Source organism: Ovoidimarina sediminis (genome assembly GCF_032586175.1).
Classification (GTDB): domain Bacteria; phylum Pseudomonadota; class Alphaproteobacteria; order Rhodobacterales; family Rhodobacteraceae; genus Ovoidimarina; species Ovoidimarina sediminis.
In genome coordinates, this window is sequence record NZ_JAWHTE010000001.1 from 463,447 (window position 1) to 479,654 (window position 16,208).

A 16,208-nucleotide genomic window follows, 5' to 3' on the forward strand; every position below is an offset into this window, starting at 1 on the left:
TTACCCTGCCATCCCGCCCGCCCCCGCGATGCCGGTGTCTGCCAACCTTTGGGCACCTGCCTGCCGGTCTCGTCTCGGGCTGATCCCGAAGCGCTCTCTGAATGACGTCGAAAAGTGCCCCGAATTCGCAAAGCCCGTTGCAAAGGCGATCTCGCCGATCCCCATCGATGTCGATTGCAGCAGACGCCGGCCCGTCTGCAGACGAAGACCCCGATAATGCATCATCACACTTTCACCGAAGGCAGCTTGGAACAATCGGTTCAGTTGCCGCGGCGTGACCCCGGCAATCATCGCAAGCTGTGACAGGCTGAGAGGATCGCCCACATGGCTTTCCATCGCCCCCAGTGCCTCGAGAACACGGGGAGAATGCGCACCCAACCGGTCAGCTATCCCGCCACGCTGAGGATCCGAGGCATTGCGAATATCGGTATGCAGAAACCAGTCACTCACGAGATGCGCAAACTCGGCCCCCTGCCGCTCGGCGATCAGGGCGTGCATCATGTCAAGCGGCGCAGTGCCGCCGCCGCACGTCATCCGGTCACGATCCACAACGAAAAGCCTGCGCTCGATGATGAGATCGGGGTATCGCTCGGCCAGCCCGGCCGCGTGCTCCCAATGAACGGTCAGGCGCCGGCCGGCGAGAAGACCCGCTCGTGCCAGCACGACAGGGCCTCCGGAAACGCCCCCGATCCGAACACCCGCTCGCGCAGCCTGCCGCAGCCAGCGAAACAGGGCTGGCTCTTGGAACGCGAAAGGATCCCCACCGGCCACCACAACCAGAAGATCGAGATCCGTGCGCCCGCCAACCCGCTGCACCCCGCTGATCGAGGCGGCACCGGAGCTTTCAACATCTCCTTCGAGACCGAAATGGAAAATGTCGTAAAGTGCACGACGGGACAGCAGGTTTGCGGCCCGCAATGGCTCCACCGTCGAGGCGTAGGACATGAGCGCAAAGCCCGGAACCGGAAGGATCCCGATTCGATAGGTCCGATGGGGAGATGACAATGCGTCCATATTGAGAAGTTTTACGTCTGTTTTCTGTATATATCTACACCATCCACGGCGCTTAACGTCGAGCATCAATTCAAGCTCGGATCCGACATGCGCTACTCCGCCTTGAGACTCCTGAAAGAAGGGCTGACGGGCAATACAGGCTGGGCACCGGCCTGGCGCGACCCCGATCCCCGGCCCGCATACGACATCGTCATCGTAGGCGGCGGCGGCCATGGTTTGTCGACCGCCTATTACCTTGCAAAGGAGTTCGGCGAACAGAATGTGGCGGTACTTGAAAAGGGTTGGCTCGGCTCCGGAAACATCGGCCGGAATACGACAATCATCCGCTCAAACTACCTGCTCGAGGGAAACCAGCCGTTCTACGAACTGTCGCTGAAACTCTGGGAAGGGCTGGAACAGGATTTCAATTACAACGCCATGGTCAGCCAGCGCGGTATCCTGAACCTCTACCACAGCGATGCCCAGCGCGACGCCTATGTACGTCGCGGCAACGCCATGCACCTTTCGGGCGCAGATGCGATACTGGTCGACCGCCCGCAACTTCGTGAAATGTGCCCCTTCCTCGATTTCGACAATGCCCGTTTTCCGATCCACGGCGCGCTCTGGCAACCGCGAGGGGGAACCGTCCGCCACGACGCAGTTGCTTGGGGCTACGCGCGCGGTGCCGACAGCCGAGGTGTCGATATCGTGCAGAATTGCGAAGTTACCGGTTTCAGAATCGAGAACGGCATCTGCTCGGGCGTCGAAACCACCCGTGGCGCGATCCGGGCCAGGAAGGTCGCGGTATGCGTCGCCGGCTCATCAGGCCGGGTGATGGAGCAAGCAGGCCTCCGCCTCCCGATCGAAAGCCACGTGCTGCAGGCCTTCGTCTCCGAGGGCCTGAAGCCGGTCATCCCCGGCGTCATCACATTCGGTGCCGGTCATTTCTACGTCAGCCAATCGGACAAGGGCGGCCTTGTCTTCGGTGGCGACATCGATGGCTACAACACATACGCCCAGCGCGGAAATCTGCCCGTGGTCGAAGACGTCTGCGAAGGCGGCATGGCGATCATGCCGATGATCGGGCGGGCCCGACTTCTCAGGATGTGGGGCGGCGTGATGGATATGTCGATGGACGGTTCCCCCTTCATCGACCGGACGCCGATCGAGGGGCTCTATTTCAACGGCGGCTGGTGCTACGGCGGCTTCAAGGCCACACCGGCAAGCGGATACTGCTACGCACAACTGCTCGCCACCGACCAGCCGCACGAAACCGCCCGGCACTACCGGCTCGACCGGTTCCGTCGGGGCGCCCCGATTGACGAAAAGGGCGCGGGCGCCCAGCCGAACCTCCACTGAGACCTCGACCATGAACCACGCCGAACGATCCCGCCATGATCATTGATCATCCACTTCTCGGCCCCCGCGATGCGGCGGAATTCGTCTACAAGGGTGACGCTTCGCTCATCGATCGCCCCGACGGGCTCGCCGCCTCCGCCGACGAAATGCACGATTACGTCTACCTGAGGGACAATCCTGCAGGCGAACACCGCGAGCTTTGGTATCACGAACAGGGAGACCGGTCCTGGCTCGTCGTCACCCGCAACACACTCACCCACGAGATCATTCGCGTCGAACTCGCCCGTGGCGTGGCCCGCGAGCGGGGCCGTTCCCGATGAACCAGCCCAATCGGATTGACGGCGGCCTGATTGACAGGGAAACGGTTCTGAAGTTCCAGTGGAACGAGCGATGGCTTACCGGCCATCCGGGCGACACTCTCGCCTCGGCGCTTCTCGCCAACGGACTCCGTCTTGTGGGCCGGTCCTTCAAATACCACCGCCCACGCGGGATCTTCACAGCAGGGTCGGAAGAACCGAACGCACTGGTAGAACTTCGAAAGGGCTCTGCGCGCGAGCCCAATACCCGCGCCACCACCGTCGAACTTTTCGATGGCCTTTACGCCACCAGCCAGAACCATCGTGGGCCGCTCGAATGGGATGTGATGGCGGTGAATGATCTTCTCGCCCCATTTCTAAGCGCGGGCTTCTATTACAAAACCTTCATGTGGCCGAAGGCGTTCTGGGAAAAGCTCTACGAACCTATGATCCGCGCGTCCGCCGGCCTCGGCCGGCTCTCGGGGCGGGAGGATCCGGACAGCTACGATCACGGCTTTCTTCACGCCGACCTTCTAGTGATCGGCGCAGGGCCCGCCGGGCTGACGTCGGCCCTTGCCGCGGCACGCGGCGGGGCCCGCGTCATCCTCGCCGACGAGGATTTCCGTTGGGGCGGCCGCCTCAATTCGGAATCCTACCTTCTTGGCGACCGTCCGGGTGCGGATTGGGCGATGGAGGCCGCGTCCGAACTCGCCGCCATGCCCAATGTCCGCCTCCTGCCGCGCACCACCGTCTACGGGGCCTACGATCACGGGATCTACGGCGCTCTGGAACGAAAGACAGATCACCTGCCCGATACTGGCGGGACACCGCGCCAGGTCCTCTGGCGGATATACTCCAAACGCGCGCTCCTCGCCGCCGGCGCAACCGAACGCTCCATTGCCTTCGGCAACAACGACCGGCCCGGCATCATGCTGGCTGGCGCTGTACGATCCTACGTTAACCGCTATGGCGTCACCCCCGGGCGCAAGGTGGCGCTCTTCACGAACAATGAAGACGGGCTCAGAACGGCATCGGATTTGTCGGCCAAGGGCATCGATGTCACGGTCCTCGACACCCGTGAGGGCGTGCATGTCGTCCACACATCGGGCCGCAAAGCCCTGAAATCCATAACGCTAAGCGACGGTCGAACCATCCAAGCCGATTGCCTCGCCGTCTCGGGCGGCTGGTCGCCCAACGTTCACCTGACCTGCCACCACCGGAGCCGTCCGGTGTGGCAAGAGGAGATCTCGGCCTTTATCCCCGGCTCCGACCTTCCCACAGGAATGACTGTCACGGGGGCTGCCGCCGGCACGATGACCCTCGGCGCGATCGTCCGGGATGCCCATGCCGCGGGAACCGAAATTGCCTCTGACTTCGGTCATCGCGGCGCAACGGGAAGCGCACCCACCGCGGATGATGAACCTTTCGACACCAAACCCTTCTGGTACGTGCAAGAAAGCAGGGCTCGCGCCTGGGTCGACCTGCAGAACGACGTCACCGCGAAGGACATCAGGCAATCACACCAGGAAGGCTTCCGCTCCGTCGAACATCTCAAGCGCTACACGACTTTAGGGATGGCGACGGATCAGGGCAAGACGGCCAACATACTCGGCCTCGCGATCATGGCCGAGATTTCTGGCAGGACAATCCCCGAAACCGGCACGACGATGTTCCGCCCGCCCTACACCCCGGTCCCCATAGGCGCCTTCGCGGGTCGGGCCCGTGGCAAGGATTTCCGGCCCTACCGTCTGACGCCCTCCCACGACTGGGCGGCTGAAAACGGTGCGGATTTCGTCGAAGCGGGGCTCTGGCTCCGCGCCCAATGGTATCGCCTGCCGGGCGAAAAAGGCTGGCGCGACAGCGTTGACCGCGAAGTGCGCACCACCCGGTCGGCGGTAGGTGTCTGTGACGTCTCTACCCTCGGCAAGATCGATATCCAGGGCCGGGACGCCGCGGACTTCCTCAATCGCGTCTATTCGAACGCCTTCCTCAAGCTGCCGGTCGGGCGCGTGCGCTATGGCCTGATGCTCCGGGACGACGGCTTTGCCTATGACGACGGCACTAGCGCGCGGCTGTCCGAGACCCAATTCGTAATGACGACGACAACTGCGAACGCCGTCACGGTCTTCCGCGAGCTCGAATTCGCCCGCCAGTGCCTCTGGCCGGATCTCGACGTACACCTGATTTCAACAACCGACGCCTGGGCGCAATTCTCTGTCGCCGGCCCCCGCGCCCGTATCCTGATCTCGCGCATCGTCGATGGCCTCGACGTTTCGAACGAGGCGTTTCCATTCATGGCCTGCACGGCTTGCACGGTTCTGGGGGGCACGCCGGCACGCCTCTTTCGGATCTCCTTCTCCGGCGAACTCGCCTATGAGATCGCCGTGCCTGCACGCTATGGCAACAGCATGATCCAAGCCCTGATGGCGGCTGGGAAAGATCTCGGCGTCGCGCCCTACGGGACAGAGGCACTTGGCGTCATGCGAGTCGAAAAGGGTCACGTGGCGGGGAACGAGATCAATGGCCAGACAACGGCAGAGATGATGGGCCTGAGCGGAATGGTTTCGCAAAAGAAGGATGCGATCGGCACTGCGATGTCCGGGCGCGAGGAAATGGCCCGGATCGACGGCCTCCAACTCGTCGGCTTCCGCCCCGTCGACCGCTCGGTCGCGCTCACGGCCGGGGCACACTTCCTGTCCCGCGGCGCTCCAGAAGACATGGCCCATGACGAAGGCTGGATGACGTCGGTCGCCTGGTCCCCGGAACTCGGGCACTCCATCGGGCTCGGCTTCCTGAAGCAAGGCCGCCTCCGGCACGGCGAAACCATCCGCGCCTTCAGCCCCGTGCGCGGGCAGGACATCCTCGTCGAAGTCTGTTCCCCCCACCATATCGACCCTGAGGGAGTGCGCCAACGTGGCTGAGTTCCATTTCACGCTCGAGCCCCAGCCGTCTCTGGGGCGCGCGGACATCACGATCGGCGGCAACCGTATCGCGGAACGCACCGATCTCACGATCGTCTCCATCGCCACACCACAAGGCGAAGAGGAAGGGCTTGCGTCCGCTCTGCTGGATGAATGGGGCATCGCTGTCCCCGACCCGACGCGATCCTCGCGTGCGGGGGAGATCCGCGCACTGCGCACCGCCCCTGACCAGATCCTCCTGATCTTCCCGCACGCCAATCCAGACGCCGAGGCTTCGGCTCGGCAAAAGCTGAACGGCAGAGGCTACACCATCGATCAGACCGACGCTTGGATCATCCTCGAGGTCAGCGGTCCGAACACCCTCGCCGCCCTCGAACGGCTTTGCCCGCTCGATGTCGCCTCGTTCTCCGAAGGCGGCGCAGGCCGCACAGTGATGGAGCACATGGGCGCGCTGGTCCTCCGCCTCGCGGACAACCAGTTCCTCCTCATGTCGGCAAGCTCTTCAGCGCGCTCCTTTCTGCATGCAGTTGAAACGTCGTATCGCAACGTCCTATGAAGCCTGGTCTCCCGGTCTCTCAAGCCGCGCCGCCTCAAGCGCCGCCCGCAGAATGTCCGGTGCCCCGATATGGTTTGCAAGGATCAGGATAAGCCGCGCGTTAAGTGCATCACTTTCGGCTTTGCTGAGGCCCTGATGGGCCAAAAGCAGCTGGTCATAGAATGCATCCGGGTCCGGGATATTCGGTGACAGGTTCAGAGGCATCCTTCCCCCCCTTTTGCCAGCGCCGTCCGAAGCGCGCCGGCCACCTCGTCCTCGGTGGCGTCCTGCCACCGCGCCGCGACATGCTGATCCGGCCGTATCAGGTAAATTGCCCGGCTCTGCCCTCCCAAATAGCGGTCCGCCAGCGCACCGGAAGGATCGTCCGATGGCATATCGAGCCGCAGATGCCCAAGCGGTATGCCATCTACCTCCCGCAACCCGGGCGGATCGCAGTTTAACGCCAGAATAGCGAACCCGTCCCCAAGACGATCCAGCAGATACCCCTTCCCGAGCGGCGCATCCGGACAGGGCGAACCCACACGGCTGCGTTCCGGTCCATTCAGACGATCCGGTCCATTGAGGGACAGGCCATCATAGACGCAGGGCACTGAAAGACGCCCCGAATTCACCAGCGGCCGCGCGAAGGCGTAAGCACCCGCAAGATCCAGAACCGCGTTTCGGAGGATTTGGCTGATTTCGGTCTTGGGTGTCAGAAAATCTGTCGATCGGGTCGAATTCAGGATGTTTTCATCCGCCCCGTGCACCCGCTCCTTCGAATAGCTGTCAAGCAGTCCATCGGGCGCGAGCCCCCGCAACACGAGATCAAGTTTCCAGCCCAGATTGTCGGCATCCTGTATCCCCGAATTTGCCCCGCGTGCCCCAAAGGGCGAAACCTGATGCGCGGCATCGCCTGCAAACAAAACCCGCCCGTGCCGGAATCGCTCCATCCTCCTGCACTGAAAAGTATAGATCGACGTCCATTCCAGCTCATAATCCGGCACGTCGCCGGACCGGCTCGACAGCATCGCATCGACACGCGCGCGCACTCGTTCAGGATCGAGCTCCGCCGCCCTGTCGATGTCCCACCCAAGCTGAAAGTCGATACGCCAGATATTGTCGGGCTGCTTGTGCAAGAGTGCGGATTGCCCGGCGCCTTCGAACGGCGGCTCGAACCAGAACCAGCGCTCCGTCGGAAAATCGGCGGCCATCTTAACATCAGCGATCAGGAAATTATCCTCGAAGACCCGCCCGTCGAAGGAAAGCCCCATCCGCTGCCGGGTGGGGGATCGCGCGCCGTCGCAGACCACTACATATTCTGCGTGGGCTTCGTAGAGCCCATCCGGCGTGTCGATGGAAAGCCGCACGCCATCGTCCCGCTGCTCAAGCCCCACAACCTCGTTCCGCCCGCGAATCTCGATCGGTGCACCCTCGGCACGCGCACGTTCAATCGCCTCGAACAGGAACTTCTCGAAATAGGGCTGCTGAAGGTTGATAAAGGCCGGATAGCGATGCCCGTCCTCCGGCAACAGGTTGAACTCAAACACCTGTTTCTGCCCGTGAAACACCCGTCCGACGTTCCAGACGACGCCCTTCTCCACCATCTCCTGCCCGGCACCAAGCCGATGCGCAATCTCTAGCGTCCGCTTGGCAAAACAGATCGCCCGGCTGCCCTGCCCCACCCCATCATGGTCATCGAGCACGAGAACCGGCGTCCCGCGCCGCCCCAGGTCAAGCGCCACCGCCATCCCGATCGGTCCTCCGCCTATCACGATCACCGGATGCTGCCTCGCCGGCACATCCTGATCGGTCACCTTGGCATAAGGGTACAGCTCGAAGGCAAGCGTGTATGAGGCGCCCACCATGCGCTCAGCCCTGAAGCGCGGTCCACATCTCAAGATCGCGCTCGGCGGTCCAGATCCGCGGCGTGTCTATCCCGCGCGCCTCGTCATAGGCCCGTGCGACGTTAAAGGGCAGGCAGTGCTCATAGATCGCGTAGTCGGAGAATTTCGGGTCGCATGCCGCCCGTACCGCATCCCATGCCTCCTTCAGTGTGCCGCCCCGCGCCGCGACGCGCGCCGCCGGGCGATAGGTGCTCGATACGAAATCCCGCGTATTCTCGATCGCCCGGTTCACCATGTCCCGGCCCTGCAAAGCATCGCCCCGCCCCGGCGCGATCGCATCGACATCATAGGCCCTGATCGCGTCAAGGGTGCTGCCCCAATCCCCGAAATGCCCATCCCCGCAATAGCAGGCGGAATGATACTCCACGATATCGCCCGTAAACATCACGTTCTGGTCCTGCACGAAGATCACCGCATCACCCGCCGTATGCGCCCGGCCCAGATGCATGATGTCGACCCGCCGATTTCCGAGATAGACGGTCATACGGTCGGAAAACGTCGTCGTAGGCCATGTCAGTCCTGGAATGCTCTCATGCCCTTCGAACAGCCTCGGAAACCGCTGAAATTCGCTGTCCCAATCCTCTTGCCCACGCTCGGCCACCATGGCGCGCGCGGTCTCCGACATAATGGTCTGCCCAGCTCCGTAAGCCGACGCCCCCAATACCCGGACCGCGTGATAATGGGTCAGAACAAGATGGCTAATCGGCTTGTCCGTCACGTCCCGCACTTTGTCGATCACCTTCTGCGCCAACCGCGGCGTGGCCTGCGCCTCGACGATCATGACGCTCTCGTCCCCGATGATCACGCCTGAATTCGGATCACCCTCGGCGGTGAACGCATAAAGACCCTCGCCAATCTCGTCGAAGGTGATTCTCTTTTCTGTCAGGTCTCCCTGCGATGCGAAAGCCTTGCTCATGCGCCCTCCCACGGGGCAACGGTCTGATAGATCTCCCCGAAAATGCTGTTTCCTGCGTCGTCGTTCATCCAGATCTTGACCCGGTCCCCTGGTTTGAGGAACTCTGTCGACGGCGCGCCATCCCGAAGCGTCTCGACCATTCGCTGCTCGGCAATGCAGGAATATCCCCGCCCGCCGTCGGCCACTGGCCGCCCGGGGCCGCCATCGGCATCTCGGTTCGAGACCGTGCCACTGCCCAGAACCGTACCGGGCCCGAGATGCCGCGTCTTGGCCGCATGGGCCAGCAGCACCCCGAAATCGAAGGTCATGTCCTCGCCCGCCTCCGCGCGCCCGAAGGGCGCCCCGTTCAGATCGACGCAAAGCGTGCCGTGAAGCTTCCCCCCGTCCCAGCCGGGCAACGCATCAGGCGTAACAGCCACGGGCGAACACGCACAGGCCGGCTTCGACTGTACGAAACCGAACCCCTTCAACAATTCGTCTGGGATGAGGTTCCGCAGACTGATGTCGTTCAAAAGCATGACAAGCCGGATCGCGCCCGCCGCCTCGTCGCGGCTGGAACCCATTTCGATCAGATCGGTGATGACAGCGATCTCCGCCTCGAAATCGATCCCCCAGGCCGGGTCTCCCGTAATCGGATCACACGGGCCCAGGAACATGTCGGACCCACCCTGATACATCAGCGGATCGGCCCAGAATCGCTCGGGCATCTCCGCCCCCCGCGCACGCCGCACAAGGTCGACGTGATTCACGTAGGCCGAAGCGTCAAGGAACTGGTAGGCCCGCGGCAGGGGCGCAGCAAACTCGAATTCAGAGAATTCCTCCGAATGATTGCTTTGCAGTCCACCAAATCCCCGGTCGAGCGCGGATTGCATCGTCTCGCGCACCTCACGCCCGAGAATGCCAAGGCTCTCCGAAACCTGTACCAGGCGACCGTCGGGAAAGGGTGTCTTCCATATCGGTTCACCGGGAATCCGGATCGTCCCGTATTTCATTTCGGCCCCGGAGTGCCGTCGAACTTCTTCTCAAGGCTCTCCCAGCAATCGATGTAATCGTCCTGCAATGGGGCCTCCCTGCCCGCGAAGGCCGTCAGGTGCTGAGGAAACCGGGTTTCGAACATGAACGACATCGTGTTGTCGAGCTTGTCGGGCCCGAGGTTCGCGTTGGACGCCTTCTCGAAAGCCTCACGGTCCGGCCCATGAGGCAGCATCATGTTGTGAAGGCTCATGCCCCCCGGCACGAAACCCTTCGGCTTCGCATCGTACTGGCCATAGATGTTGCCCATCAGCTCCGACATCACGTTCTTGTGGTACCAGGGTGGGCGGAACGTATCTTCGGCCACCATCCAACGTTCGCGGAACAGCACGAAATCGATGTTCGCCGTCCCCGGCGTACCCGAAGGCGCGGTCAACACCGTGAAGATCGACGGATCGGGATGATCGAACAGGATCGCACCCACCGGGCAGTAGGTTCTCAGATCGTACTTCACCGGCGCATAGTTCCCGTGCCAGGCCACCACGTCAAGCGGGGAATGCCCGATCTGCGTCTCATGGAACTGCCCGCACCATTTGATCGTCACGGTCGAGGGCACCTCGCGATCTTCAAACGCGGCCACCGGCGTCTTGAAATCCCGCCGGTTCGCCATGCAATTCGCCCCGATCGGGCCCCGCCCGGGCAGTTCGAACTTCTGCCCGTAATTTTCGCAGACAAACCCCCGACACGGCCCCTCAAGCACTTCGACCCGGTACAACAGACCCCGCGGCAGGATGGCAATTTCCTTCGGCTCCAGATCGATGATTCCAAGCTCGGTACAAAACCTCAGCCGGCCCTCCTGCGGCACGACCAGAAGTTCGCTGTCCGCGGAATAGAAATACGCATCCTCCATCGACTGCGTGACGAGGTAGATATGGCTCGCCATCCCGACCTGCGTGTTCACGTCGCCCGCCGTCGTCATCGTCCGCATGCCCGTCAGCCACGTCAGCGGCGTGTCGCTGTGGGGCACCGGATCCCAGCGATACTGGCCAAGGCTGGTGACGTCCTCGATGATGTGCGGCGCCGATTTCCAGTGGGGCAGATCGATCCGTGCATAGCGGTGCGAATGCTTCACCGATGGCCGGATACGATAGCACCACGTGCGCTCGTTCTGATGGCTCGGCGCGGTGAAAGCCGTGCCCGAAAGCTGTTCGCCATAAAGGCCGTAGTTGCACTTCTGGGGGCTGTTCATGCCCTGCGGCAGCGCGCCCGGAAGCGCCTCGGTCTCGAAGTCGTTGCCGAATCCCGGCATGTACCCCTCGTGCGCCCCCCGCAGCGAGGGGGCCTGCACCATCCTGTGCGGCGCGCTGTGCGTGTTCATCAGATCCCTCCGACATGCTTGTGCTCCGGGCTATCAGTTGCTTTTGTAACTAACAACCGAAACACGCATCCCGGTACCGTCCATGAGCTTCGACCTCCCGCTGTTCTTGCCATATCTTCTCAATCGGGCCGCAGAAACGGCAAGCGAGGAGTTCCAGGCCCAGTACCGCTCCCGCTACGGCATGCTCCGAACCGAATGGCGCGTCCTCTTTCACCTCGGCTGTTACGGGGAACTGACGGCGAAAGAGATCTGCACCGCGGCCTCGATCCATAAGACGAAGGTCAGCCGCGCCGTGCGCGCCCTCGAACGGAAACGCTACCTGACCCGTCGGCAGGACACTGTCGACAGGCGCAACGAGTGGCTGTCGCTCACCCGCGCGGGGCACGCGGTCTTCGACGATCTGTCGAAAGCGGCGGAACGCTACGAGGCACGGCTCCTTGATGGCTTCAGCCCTGAAGACGTAAGCCGCCTGCGCGACACCCTGATGAAACTCGCAAGGATCGACAAGGAAAAGCCGAGGCCGCTGGCCTCGAACGCGCCCGGCGCTAGTCTGAACCCGGCGGGATCACTCTTTGATGAAACTTGATCATGAAACTCACCGTCCTCGGCTCGGGCTCTCCCGAAGCATATGAACGCCGCGCCTCGTCGGGCTACCTGATCGAGGTTGCGGGCCAGCGCATTCTCTTCGACTGCGGCGGTGGCGTCTTCGACCGGCTGCTAAAGGCCGGGCTCAAGCCGACCGATATCGACTACATCTTTTTCAGCCACCTCCATTCCGATCACATGATGGATTATGCCCGCCTCGTACATGCCGCGTGGGACGAGGGCGGCAGGCTTCCGAAGGTGTACGGCCCCGCTCCCATTGCCTCGATCACCGAGAAACTCTTCGGCAAAAGCGGCGTCTTCGCCCACGATCTCGAGGCCCGGACCGGGCTGAAGGGAAGCAAGGAAGTCTGGCTCGCCCGCGGCGGCACGCTGCCCCGTCCCTGGCCCGCGCCCGAGGTGACGGAGGTCGAACCGAGGTTCCGTGTCGACGGCGACGGCTGGCGCTTGTCCTCCTGCCCCGTGCCACATGCCCAGCCCTTCCTGGAATGCATGGCCTTTGCCGTTGAGGCGGACGGCGCGCGTTTCGTCTATTCCGGAGATGCGGGCATCACACCAGAGTTCGAAAGCTTCGTCTCGGGCGCCGATTTCCTCCTCCATTGGTGCTATCGGCTGAGCGACGAGACCAACGTCTCCGAATTCTATAAACATGTCGCACCGACCCCTGCCGAAATTGCGGCAATGGCCTCCCGAAACGGCGTCGGCGAACTCGTTATCACCCACTTCCGCGTCCATATGGATGCCCCGGAACGCCATGCCGCTGCGCTGAAAGAGCTCCAATCGGGTTTCCCGGGCAACAGTTCCATCGCCGAGGATCTCGACGCTTTCACTATCACGCCGCGCGGCTGACGCGGCGCCTTTCCGTTGCTGGCCCGCTGCCGTTGTTGGCGGATCGCTAAAATTTCCGGCATTGCTGCCCACGGCAATTAACGCTGATGAAACCCGCAACGGCATAGGGTCTCGCGTCAGATCTGGCTGCACTGCAGCCCTCATTCAATTGGAACCGAGGCTCCCATGATCCGTTCGACGCTTTTCGCATCCACCACCCTGCTGTTCGCCACCATGGCGCCGGCACAGGATTACCACTCTCAGATGCTCTCCTTCCTTCAGGATGAAATCATGCCCTGGGCATCAAGCGACGTGCTGATCGACGCCGTGCGCGCCCAAAACGGAACGACGGCGGCATATACCCAGGCAGATATCGACGCCCTGGATGCGGCATGGCGGGCAGAGATCGGTCAAACCGATCGCCCGACAATCGATCCGGTGGTCAACAACGCTGCGTCTGATTTCCTGCGGGATCGTGTCGCCGCCGCGGGTGGAACGATCACTGAAGTGTTCGTGATGGATGCGCGCGGCCTGAATGTCGCGGCCAGCGATGTGACATCTGACTATTGGCAGGGCGACGAAGCGAAGTTCTCCGAAACCTTTCCGAACGGGGCCGGTGCCTCGCATATCAGCGAGGTTGAGTATGACGAAAGCACCCAAACCTATCAGGCGCAGATTTCCTTCCCGATCGTGGATCCCGCATCGAACGAAGTCGTCGGTGCGGCCACCGTCGGTGTAAATGCCGACGCCCTCTTCTGATCTCGCGAAGGACGCCCGAGCATGACAGCTACGACGCCCGAAACTGCCCAGGACCAACGACGACGCACGTGGCCGCGCCTGCCGGATTCGATCTTCGTCAAGTGCCTGTTGGCAATGGCGCTTTCGACGTTCTTGGTCGTCGGGATCGTTGGTTTTCAATCGCTCTGGTCGATCGACCGCAGCACGAAAAACTCGGTCGTCGACCTCGGTGGAGAGATGGCGCGCCTCCTCTCCGCAAAGCTCGCGCCCGCGGTGCGCTTCGACAATACCGACAGCGTCGCCGAAACACTGAATTCGGCAGTGGATGGTCTCGGCGACCGCATGTCCGGGGGGGTGGTCATCAGGTCTGACGGAAGTACGCTGGTGTCTTCGGAAAAGTCGGGCGGTCAACTCGATCTGATGCAGGAAGCGGCGCGAACGGCAATTGAGAGTGGCGAGCCTTACATCGTGGGCGAGCACCTCATTTTCGCTGCACCGATCACCCACGCCGCAAGCGGCGATTTGTTGGGCGCATTGGTGCTGGAGTTCAGCACGAACGCGATGTTCGCCGTTGTGGAAGCGGAAAAGCGAAAGACGCTACTTCTCGCGGCCGGCACAACCGCCGTCCTGCTCGTGATCGTCGGATTCCTCATCCGCCACATGGTGGCGCGACCCTTGCGAAACATCGCGGCAGCAATGAAGCGCGTGGCTGACGGCGATTACACGACCGAAATTCCCAGATTGCGCCGCGGAAACGAGATCGGCGTCGTGGCGCGAACGCTCGAGGAATTTCGCGACCAACTGAAAGCGTCCGAAGCGACACGACGCGACGCAGCCTTCAAGGGGGCAGCAGTCGACGCCGGATCTGCCTCTCTGATTATTGCCGATACGGACGGCAGCATTGTCTATGTCAGTCCTTCATATTCCGATCTGGCGCGAACGAACCTCGAAGCCTTCCGAAGCAAGATACCGGGCTTCGACCCCGAAAAGCTGATCGGTACAAACGTTGAGACACTCATCGTCTCCCCCGACCTGGCCGCGAATAACCTCGCATCGCTGGGCTCGTCGCCGCTCCATACCGATCTGGAATTCGGAGATCTGACATTGAACCTCACCGCATCGGCAATCGACCGGGAAGGTGAAAGGATCGGCTATGTCATGGAATGGGACGATGTCACCCGCACACGTCTCAACGAGGCAGTGCTGACATCGCTCGACGAAAACCAGGCCAGGGCCGAGTTTGATGCGTCGGGAAGGCTCGTGGATGCCAACGATGCGTTTCTCCGCCTCGCCGAAACGGCTCCCGGACGCAGCGATGCCGTGATTTCCCGCCTTCTTGCCACGCAGCATGGCAACTCTGTCGATCCATCCGAAAGCAGCTTCGGAGATTTCAGAGTCGCCGGTGCCGCAGGATCCGGCGGCTTAGTGCACGGCGGCCTGAGCCCGGTAAAGAACCGGCGCGGTAAGCTTGTCCGTACCGTTCTATTGGCCGCCGACGTAACGGAGGAACGCGCGCGCTCCGACATCGCTGAATCAGAGCGTTCGGCACTCATGCGGTCGCAGGAGAAGATGATCCGTTCTCTGAGCGAAGCTCTAAAGGCACTTTCGGAGGGCAAGCTTGACTATCAGATCACCGAGACTTTCGACGGAGAGAACGATCGGTTGAGGCAGGATTTCAATGCAGCGGCCGGCCGTCTCGAAGGTGTGATTGGCGCCGTTGTGGAACGGTCGGCATCCATTCGTGCCGAAGTCACGGAAATCTCCAATGCCGCAGAGGATCTTTCCCGCCGCACCGAACACCAGGCGGCTACACTGGAGGAAACCGCTGCCGCGCTTGCCGAAATGACCGCTTCGGTAAGCTCTGCTGCAGAGGGAGCGCGCCAGGCGCATTCGGTCGTAAACGAAGCTCGCCAGAATGCCGAGACGTCGGGCGGCGTCGTGAAAGATGCCGTGGCCGCCATGGGTCAGATCGCCGAAAGTTCTTCCAAGATCTCGAGCATCATCTCGGTCATCGACGACATCGCATTTCAAACCAATCTTCTGGCGCTCAACGCCGGGGTTGAAGCCGCACGGGCTGGCGATGCCGGGCGCGGCTTTGCCGTCGTTGCCTCGGAGGTCCGCGCACTCGCACAACGATCCTCGGACGCAGCCCGCGAAATCAACAGCTTGATTTCGGCCTCCGGCGAACATGTGGAGCGTGGCGTGACACTCGTCGGAGATGCCGGCAATGCGTTGGATCGGATCGTGGCCTCGGTCTCCGATATTTCGGAACATGTCGCCGCAATCGCTTCGTCGTCGCAGGAACAATCGACCGGGCTTGCCGAAATAAACTCGGCAATGAGTCAGCTTGACCAGGTAACACAGCAAAACGCAGCTATGTTCGAGGAAACCACAGCGGCGAGCCAGTCCCTTATGGCAGCTTCGGCGGAGCTCTCCGATGCCGTGGGGCAATTTCGCCTTTCGGTGCCACATCAGGGCCAGCTGGCATCCTCGCGAATGCAGAGCCCTGCATTCCAGACTGCACGTTCTCGCAGCGTAGCCGCCGATGCCCTGGCTGGCGGAGCTGTTGCAAGGGATCACGGAGAACAGCCACTCCAGGCGACGGGGACCGACGGCGTTTCGATCTCTGCGACGACAGAACAGGATCTCGATGACGATTGGACGGATTTCTGAGGATTTGATCTCTAGCGGTCGGTGCCGGTCTCCCCGGCGACTGCCGCGGCGTACCAGTCGCGAAGAACAAGGCGCTCCGAAGGCTCCATCCA

14 protein-coding genes are annotated in these 16,208 nt (G+C 62.1%); 8 read left to right on the top strand and 6 right to left on the bottom strand.

Annotated features, from left to right (window positions below; genetic code table 11):
- The gene (locus RXV90_RS02280; protein WP_316646615.1) at positions 1-1,014 is read right to left on the bottom strand and encodes a GlxA family transcriptional regulator; all 1,014 of its coding nucleotides are present in this window, start codon (positions 1,012-1,014) and stop codon (positions 1-3) included.
- A gap of 87 nt (positions 1,015-1,101) precedes the next feature.
- On the opposite strand from RXV90_RS02280, the gene RXV90_RS02285 reads away from it, so the two are divergent.
- Genes RXV90_RS02285 through RXV90_RS02300 form a run of 4 tightly spaced genes read left to right on the top strand, consistent with a single transcriptional unit; the run spans position 1,102 to position 6,125 of the window.
- Positions 1,102-2,352: a sarcosine oxidase subunit beta family protein gene (locus RXV90_RS02285; protein WP_316646616.1), complete on the top strand. Its 1,251-nt coding sequence runs from the start codon at positions 1,102-1,104 to the stop codon at positions 2,350-2,352.
- Between the two features lie 35 nt (positions 2,353-2,387).
- Positions 2,388-2,672, top strand: a complete 285-nt coding sequence (locus RXV90_RS02290; protein WP_316646617.1) for a sarcosine oxidase subunit delta — start codon at positions 2,388-2,390, stop codon at positions 2,670-2,672.
- Positions 2,669-5,569 carry a sarcosine oxidase subunit alpha family protein gene (locus RXV90_RS02295; protein ID WP_316646619.1) on the top strand — a complete coding sequence of 967 codons (2,901 nt, stop codon included), beginning with the start codon at positions 2,669-2,671 and terminating at the stop codon, positions 5,567-5,569. The genes RXV90_RS02290 and RXV90_RS02295 overlap by 4 nt, the downstream gene beginning before the upstream one ends.
- Positions 5,562-6,125 carry a sarcosine oxidase subunit gamma gene (locus RXV90_RS02300; RefSeq protein ID WP_316646620.1) on the top strand — a complete coding sequence of 188 codons (564 nt, stop codon included), beginning with the start codon at positions 5,562-5,564 and terminating at the stop codon, positions 6,123-6,125. Before RXV90_RS02295 ends, RXV90_RS02300 begins: the two co-directional genes overlap by 8 nt.
- On the opposite strand, the gene RXV90_RS02305 is transcribed toward RXV90_RS02300, so the two are convergent.
- The 5 genes from RXV90_RS02305 to hmgA are packed head-to-tail and all read right to left on the bottom strand — an operon-like array spanning position 6,120 to position 11,274.
- Positions 6,120-6,329 (bottom strand): DUF2783 domain-containing protein, encoded by a 210-nt coding sequence (locus RXV90_RS02305; RefSeq protein WP_316646622.1) that lies wholly within the window; start codon positions 6,327-6,329, stop codon positions 6,120-6,122. The genes RXV90_RS02300 and RXV90_RS02305 overlap by 6 nt on opposite strands.
- Positions 6,320-7,969, bottom strand: a complete 1,650-nt coding sequence (locus tag RXV90_RS02310) for an FAD-dependent oxidoreductase (RefSeq protein ID WP_316646623.1) — start codon at positions 7,967-7,969, stop codon at positions 6,320-6,322. Before RXV90_RS02310 ends, RXV90_RS02305 begins: the two co-directional genes overlap by 10 nt.
- A gap of 4 nt (positions 7,970-7,973) precedes the next feature.
- The gene (locus RXV90_RS02315) at positions 7,974-8,924 is read right to left on the bottom strand and encodes an MBL fold metallo-hydrolase (RefSeq protein WP_316646624.1); all 951 of its coding nucleotides are present in this window, start codon (positions 8,922-8,924) and stop codon (positions 7,974-7,976) included.
- Positions 8,921-9,916, bottom strand: coding sequence for a fumarylacetoacetate hydrolase family protein (locus RXV90_RS02320; protein ID WP_316646625.1), 996 nt, complete (start codon positions 9,914-9,916; stop codon positions 8,921-8,923). The genes RXV90_RS02315 and RXV90_RS02320 overlap by 4 nt, the downstream gene beginning before the upstream one ends.
- On the bottom strand, positions 9,913-11,274 hold the full coding sequence (gene hmgA / locus RXV90_RS02325) for a homogentisate 1,2-dioxygenase (RefSeq protein ID WP_316646627.1): 1,362 nt from the start codon (positions 11,272-11,274) through the stop codon (positions 9,913-9,915). The genes RXV90_RS02320 and hmgA overlap by 4 nt, the downstream gene beginning before the upstream one ends.
- Before the next feature lie 82 nt (positions 11,275-11,356).
- Here hmgA and RXV90_RS02330 point away from each other — a divergent pair, with 82 nt between their 5' ends.
- The 4 genes from RXV90_RS02330 to RXV90_RS02345 all read left to right on the top strand — a co-directional run bounded on the left by RXV90_RS02330 (position 11,357) and on the right by RXV90_RS02345 (position 16,116).
- On the top strand, positions 11,357-11,860 hold the full coding sequence (locus RXV90_RS02330) for a MarR family winged helix-turn-helix transcriptional regulator (protein WP_316646628.1): 504 nt from the start codon (positions 11,357-11,359) through the stop codon (positions 11,858-11,860).
- Between the two features lie 2 nt (positions 11,861-11,862).
- On the top strand, positions 11,863-12,726 hold the full coding sequence (locus RXV90_RS02335) for an MBL fold metallo-hydrolase (RefSeq protein ID WP_316646629.1): 864 nt from the start codon (positions 11,863-11,865) through the stop codon (positions 12,724-12,726).
- Between the two features lie 165 nt (positions 12,727-12,891).
- Complete coding sequence (locus RXV90_RS02340; protein ID WP_316646630.1) at positions 12,892-13,464, top strand: PDC sensor domain-containing protein; 573 nt, start codon at positions 12,892-12,894, stop codon at positions 13,462-13,464.
- 21 nt (positions 13,465-13,485) lie between these two features.
- On the top strand, positions 13,486-16,116 hold the full coding sequence (locus RXV90_RS02345; protein ID WP_316646631.1) for a methyl-accepting chemotaxis protein: 2,631 nt from the start codon (positions 13,486-13,488) through the stop codon (positions 16,114-16,116).
- The last annotated feature ends 92 nt before the right edge of the window (positions 16,117-16,208 follow it).

Coding starts and splice junctions, on each gene's coding strand:
- RXV90_RS02280 (WP_316646615.1), bottom strand. CDS start 1,014: ATGGACGCATTGTCATCTCCCCATCGGACCTATCGAATCGGGATCCTT.
- RXV90_RS02285 (WP_316646616.1), top strand. CDS start 1,102: ATGCGCTACTCCGCCTTGAGACTCCTGAAAGAAGGGCTGACGGGCAAT.
- RXV90_RS02290 (WP_316646617.1), top strand. CDS start 2,388: ATGATCATTGATCATCCACTTCTCGGCCCCCGCGATGCGGCGGAATTC.
- RXV90_RS02295 (WP_316646619.1), top strand. CDS start 2,669: ATGAACCAGCCCAATCGGATTGACGGCGGCCTGATTGACAGGGAAACG.
- RXV90_RS02305 (WP_316646622.1), bottom strand. CDS start 6,329: ATGCCTCTGAACCTGTCACCGAATATCCCGGACCCGGATGCATTCTAT.
- RXV90_RS02310 (WP_316646623.1), bottom strand. CDS start 7,969: ATGGTGGGCGCCTCATACACGCTTGCCTTCGAGCTGTACCCTTATGCC.
- RXV90_RS02315 (WP_316646624.1), bottom strand. CDS start 8,924: ATGAGCAAGGCTTTCGCATCGCAGGGAGACCTGACAGAAAAGAGAATC.
- RXV90_RS02320 (WP_316646625.1), bottom strand. CDS start 9,916: ATGAAATACGGGACGATCCGGATTCCCGGTGAACCGATATGGAAGACA.
- hmgA (WP_316646627.1), bottom strand. CDS start 11,274: ATGAACACGCACAGCGCGCCGCACAGGATGGTGCAGGCCCCCTCGCTG.
- RXV90_RS02330 (WP_316646628.1), top strand. CDS start 11,357: ATGAGCTTCGACCTCCCGCTGTTCTTGCCATATCTTCTCAATCGGGCC.
- RXV90_RS02335 (WP_316646629.1), top strand. CDS start 11,863: ATGAAACTCACCGTCCTCGGCTCGGGCTCTCCCGAAGCATATGAACGC.
- RXV90_RS02340 (WP_316646630.1), top strand. CDS start 12,892: ATGATCCGTTCGACGCTTTTCGCATCCACCACCCTGCTGTTCGCCACC.
- RXV90_RS02345 (WP_316646631.1), top strand. CDS start 13,486: ATGACAGCTACGACGCCCGAAACTGCCCAGGACCAACGACGACGCACG.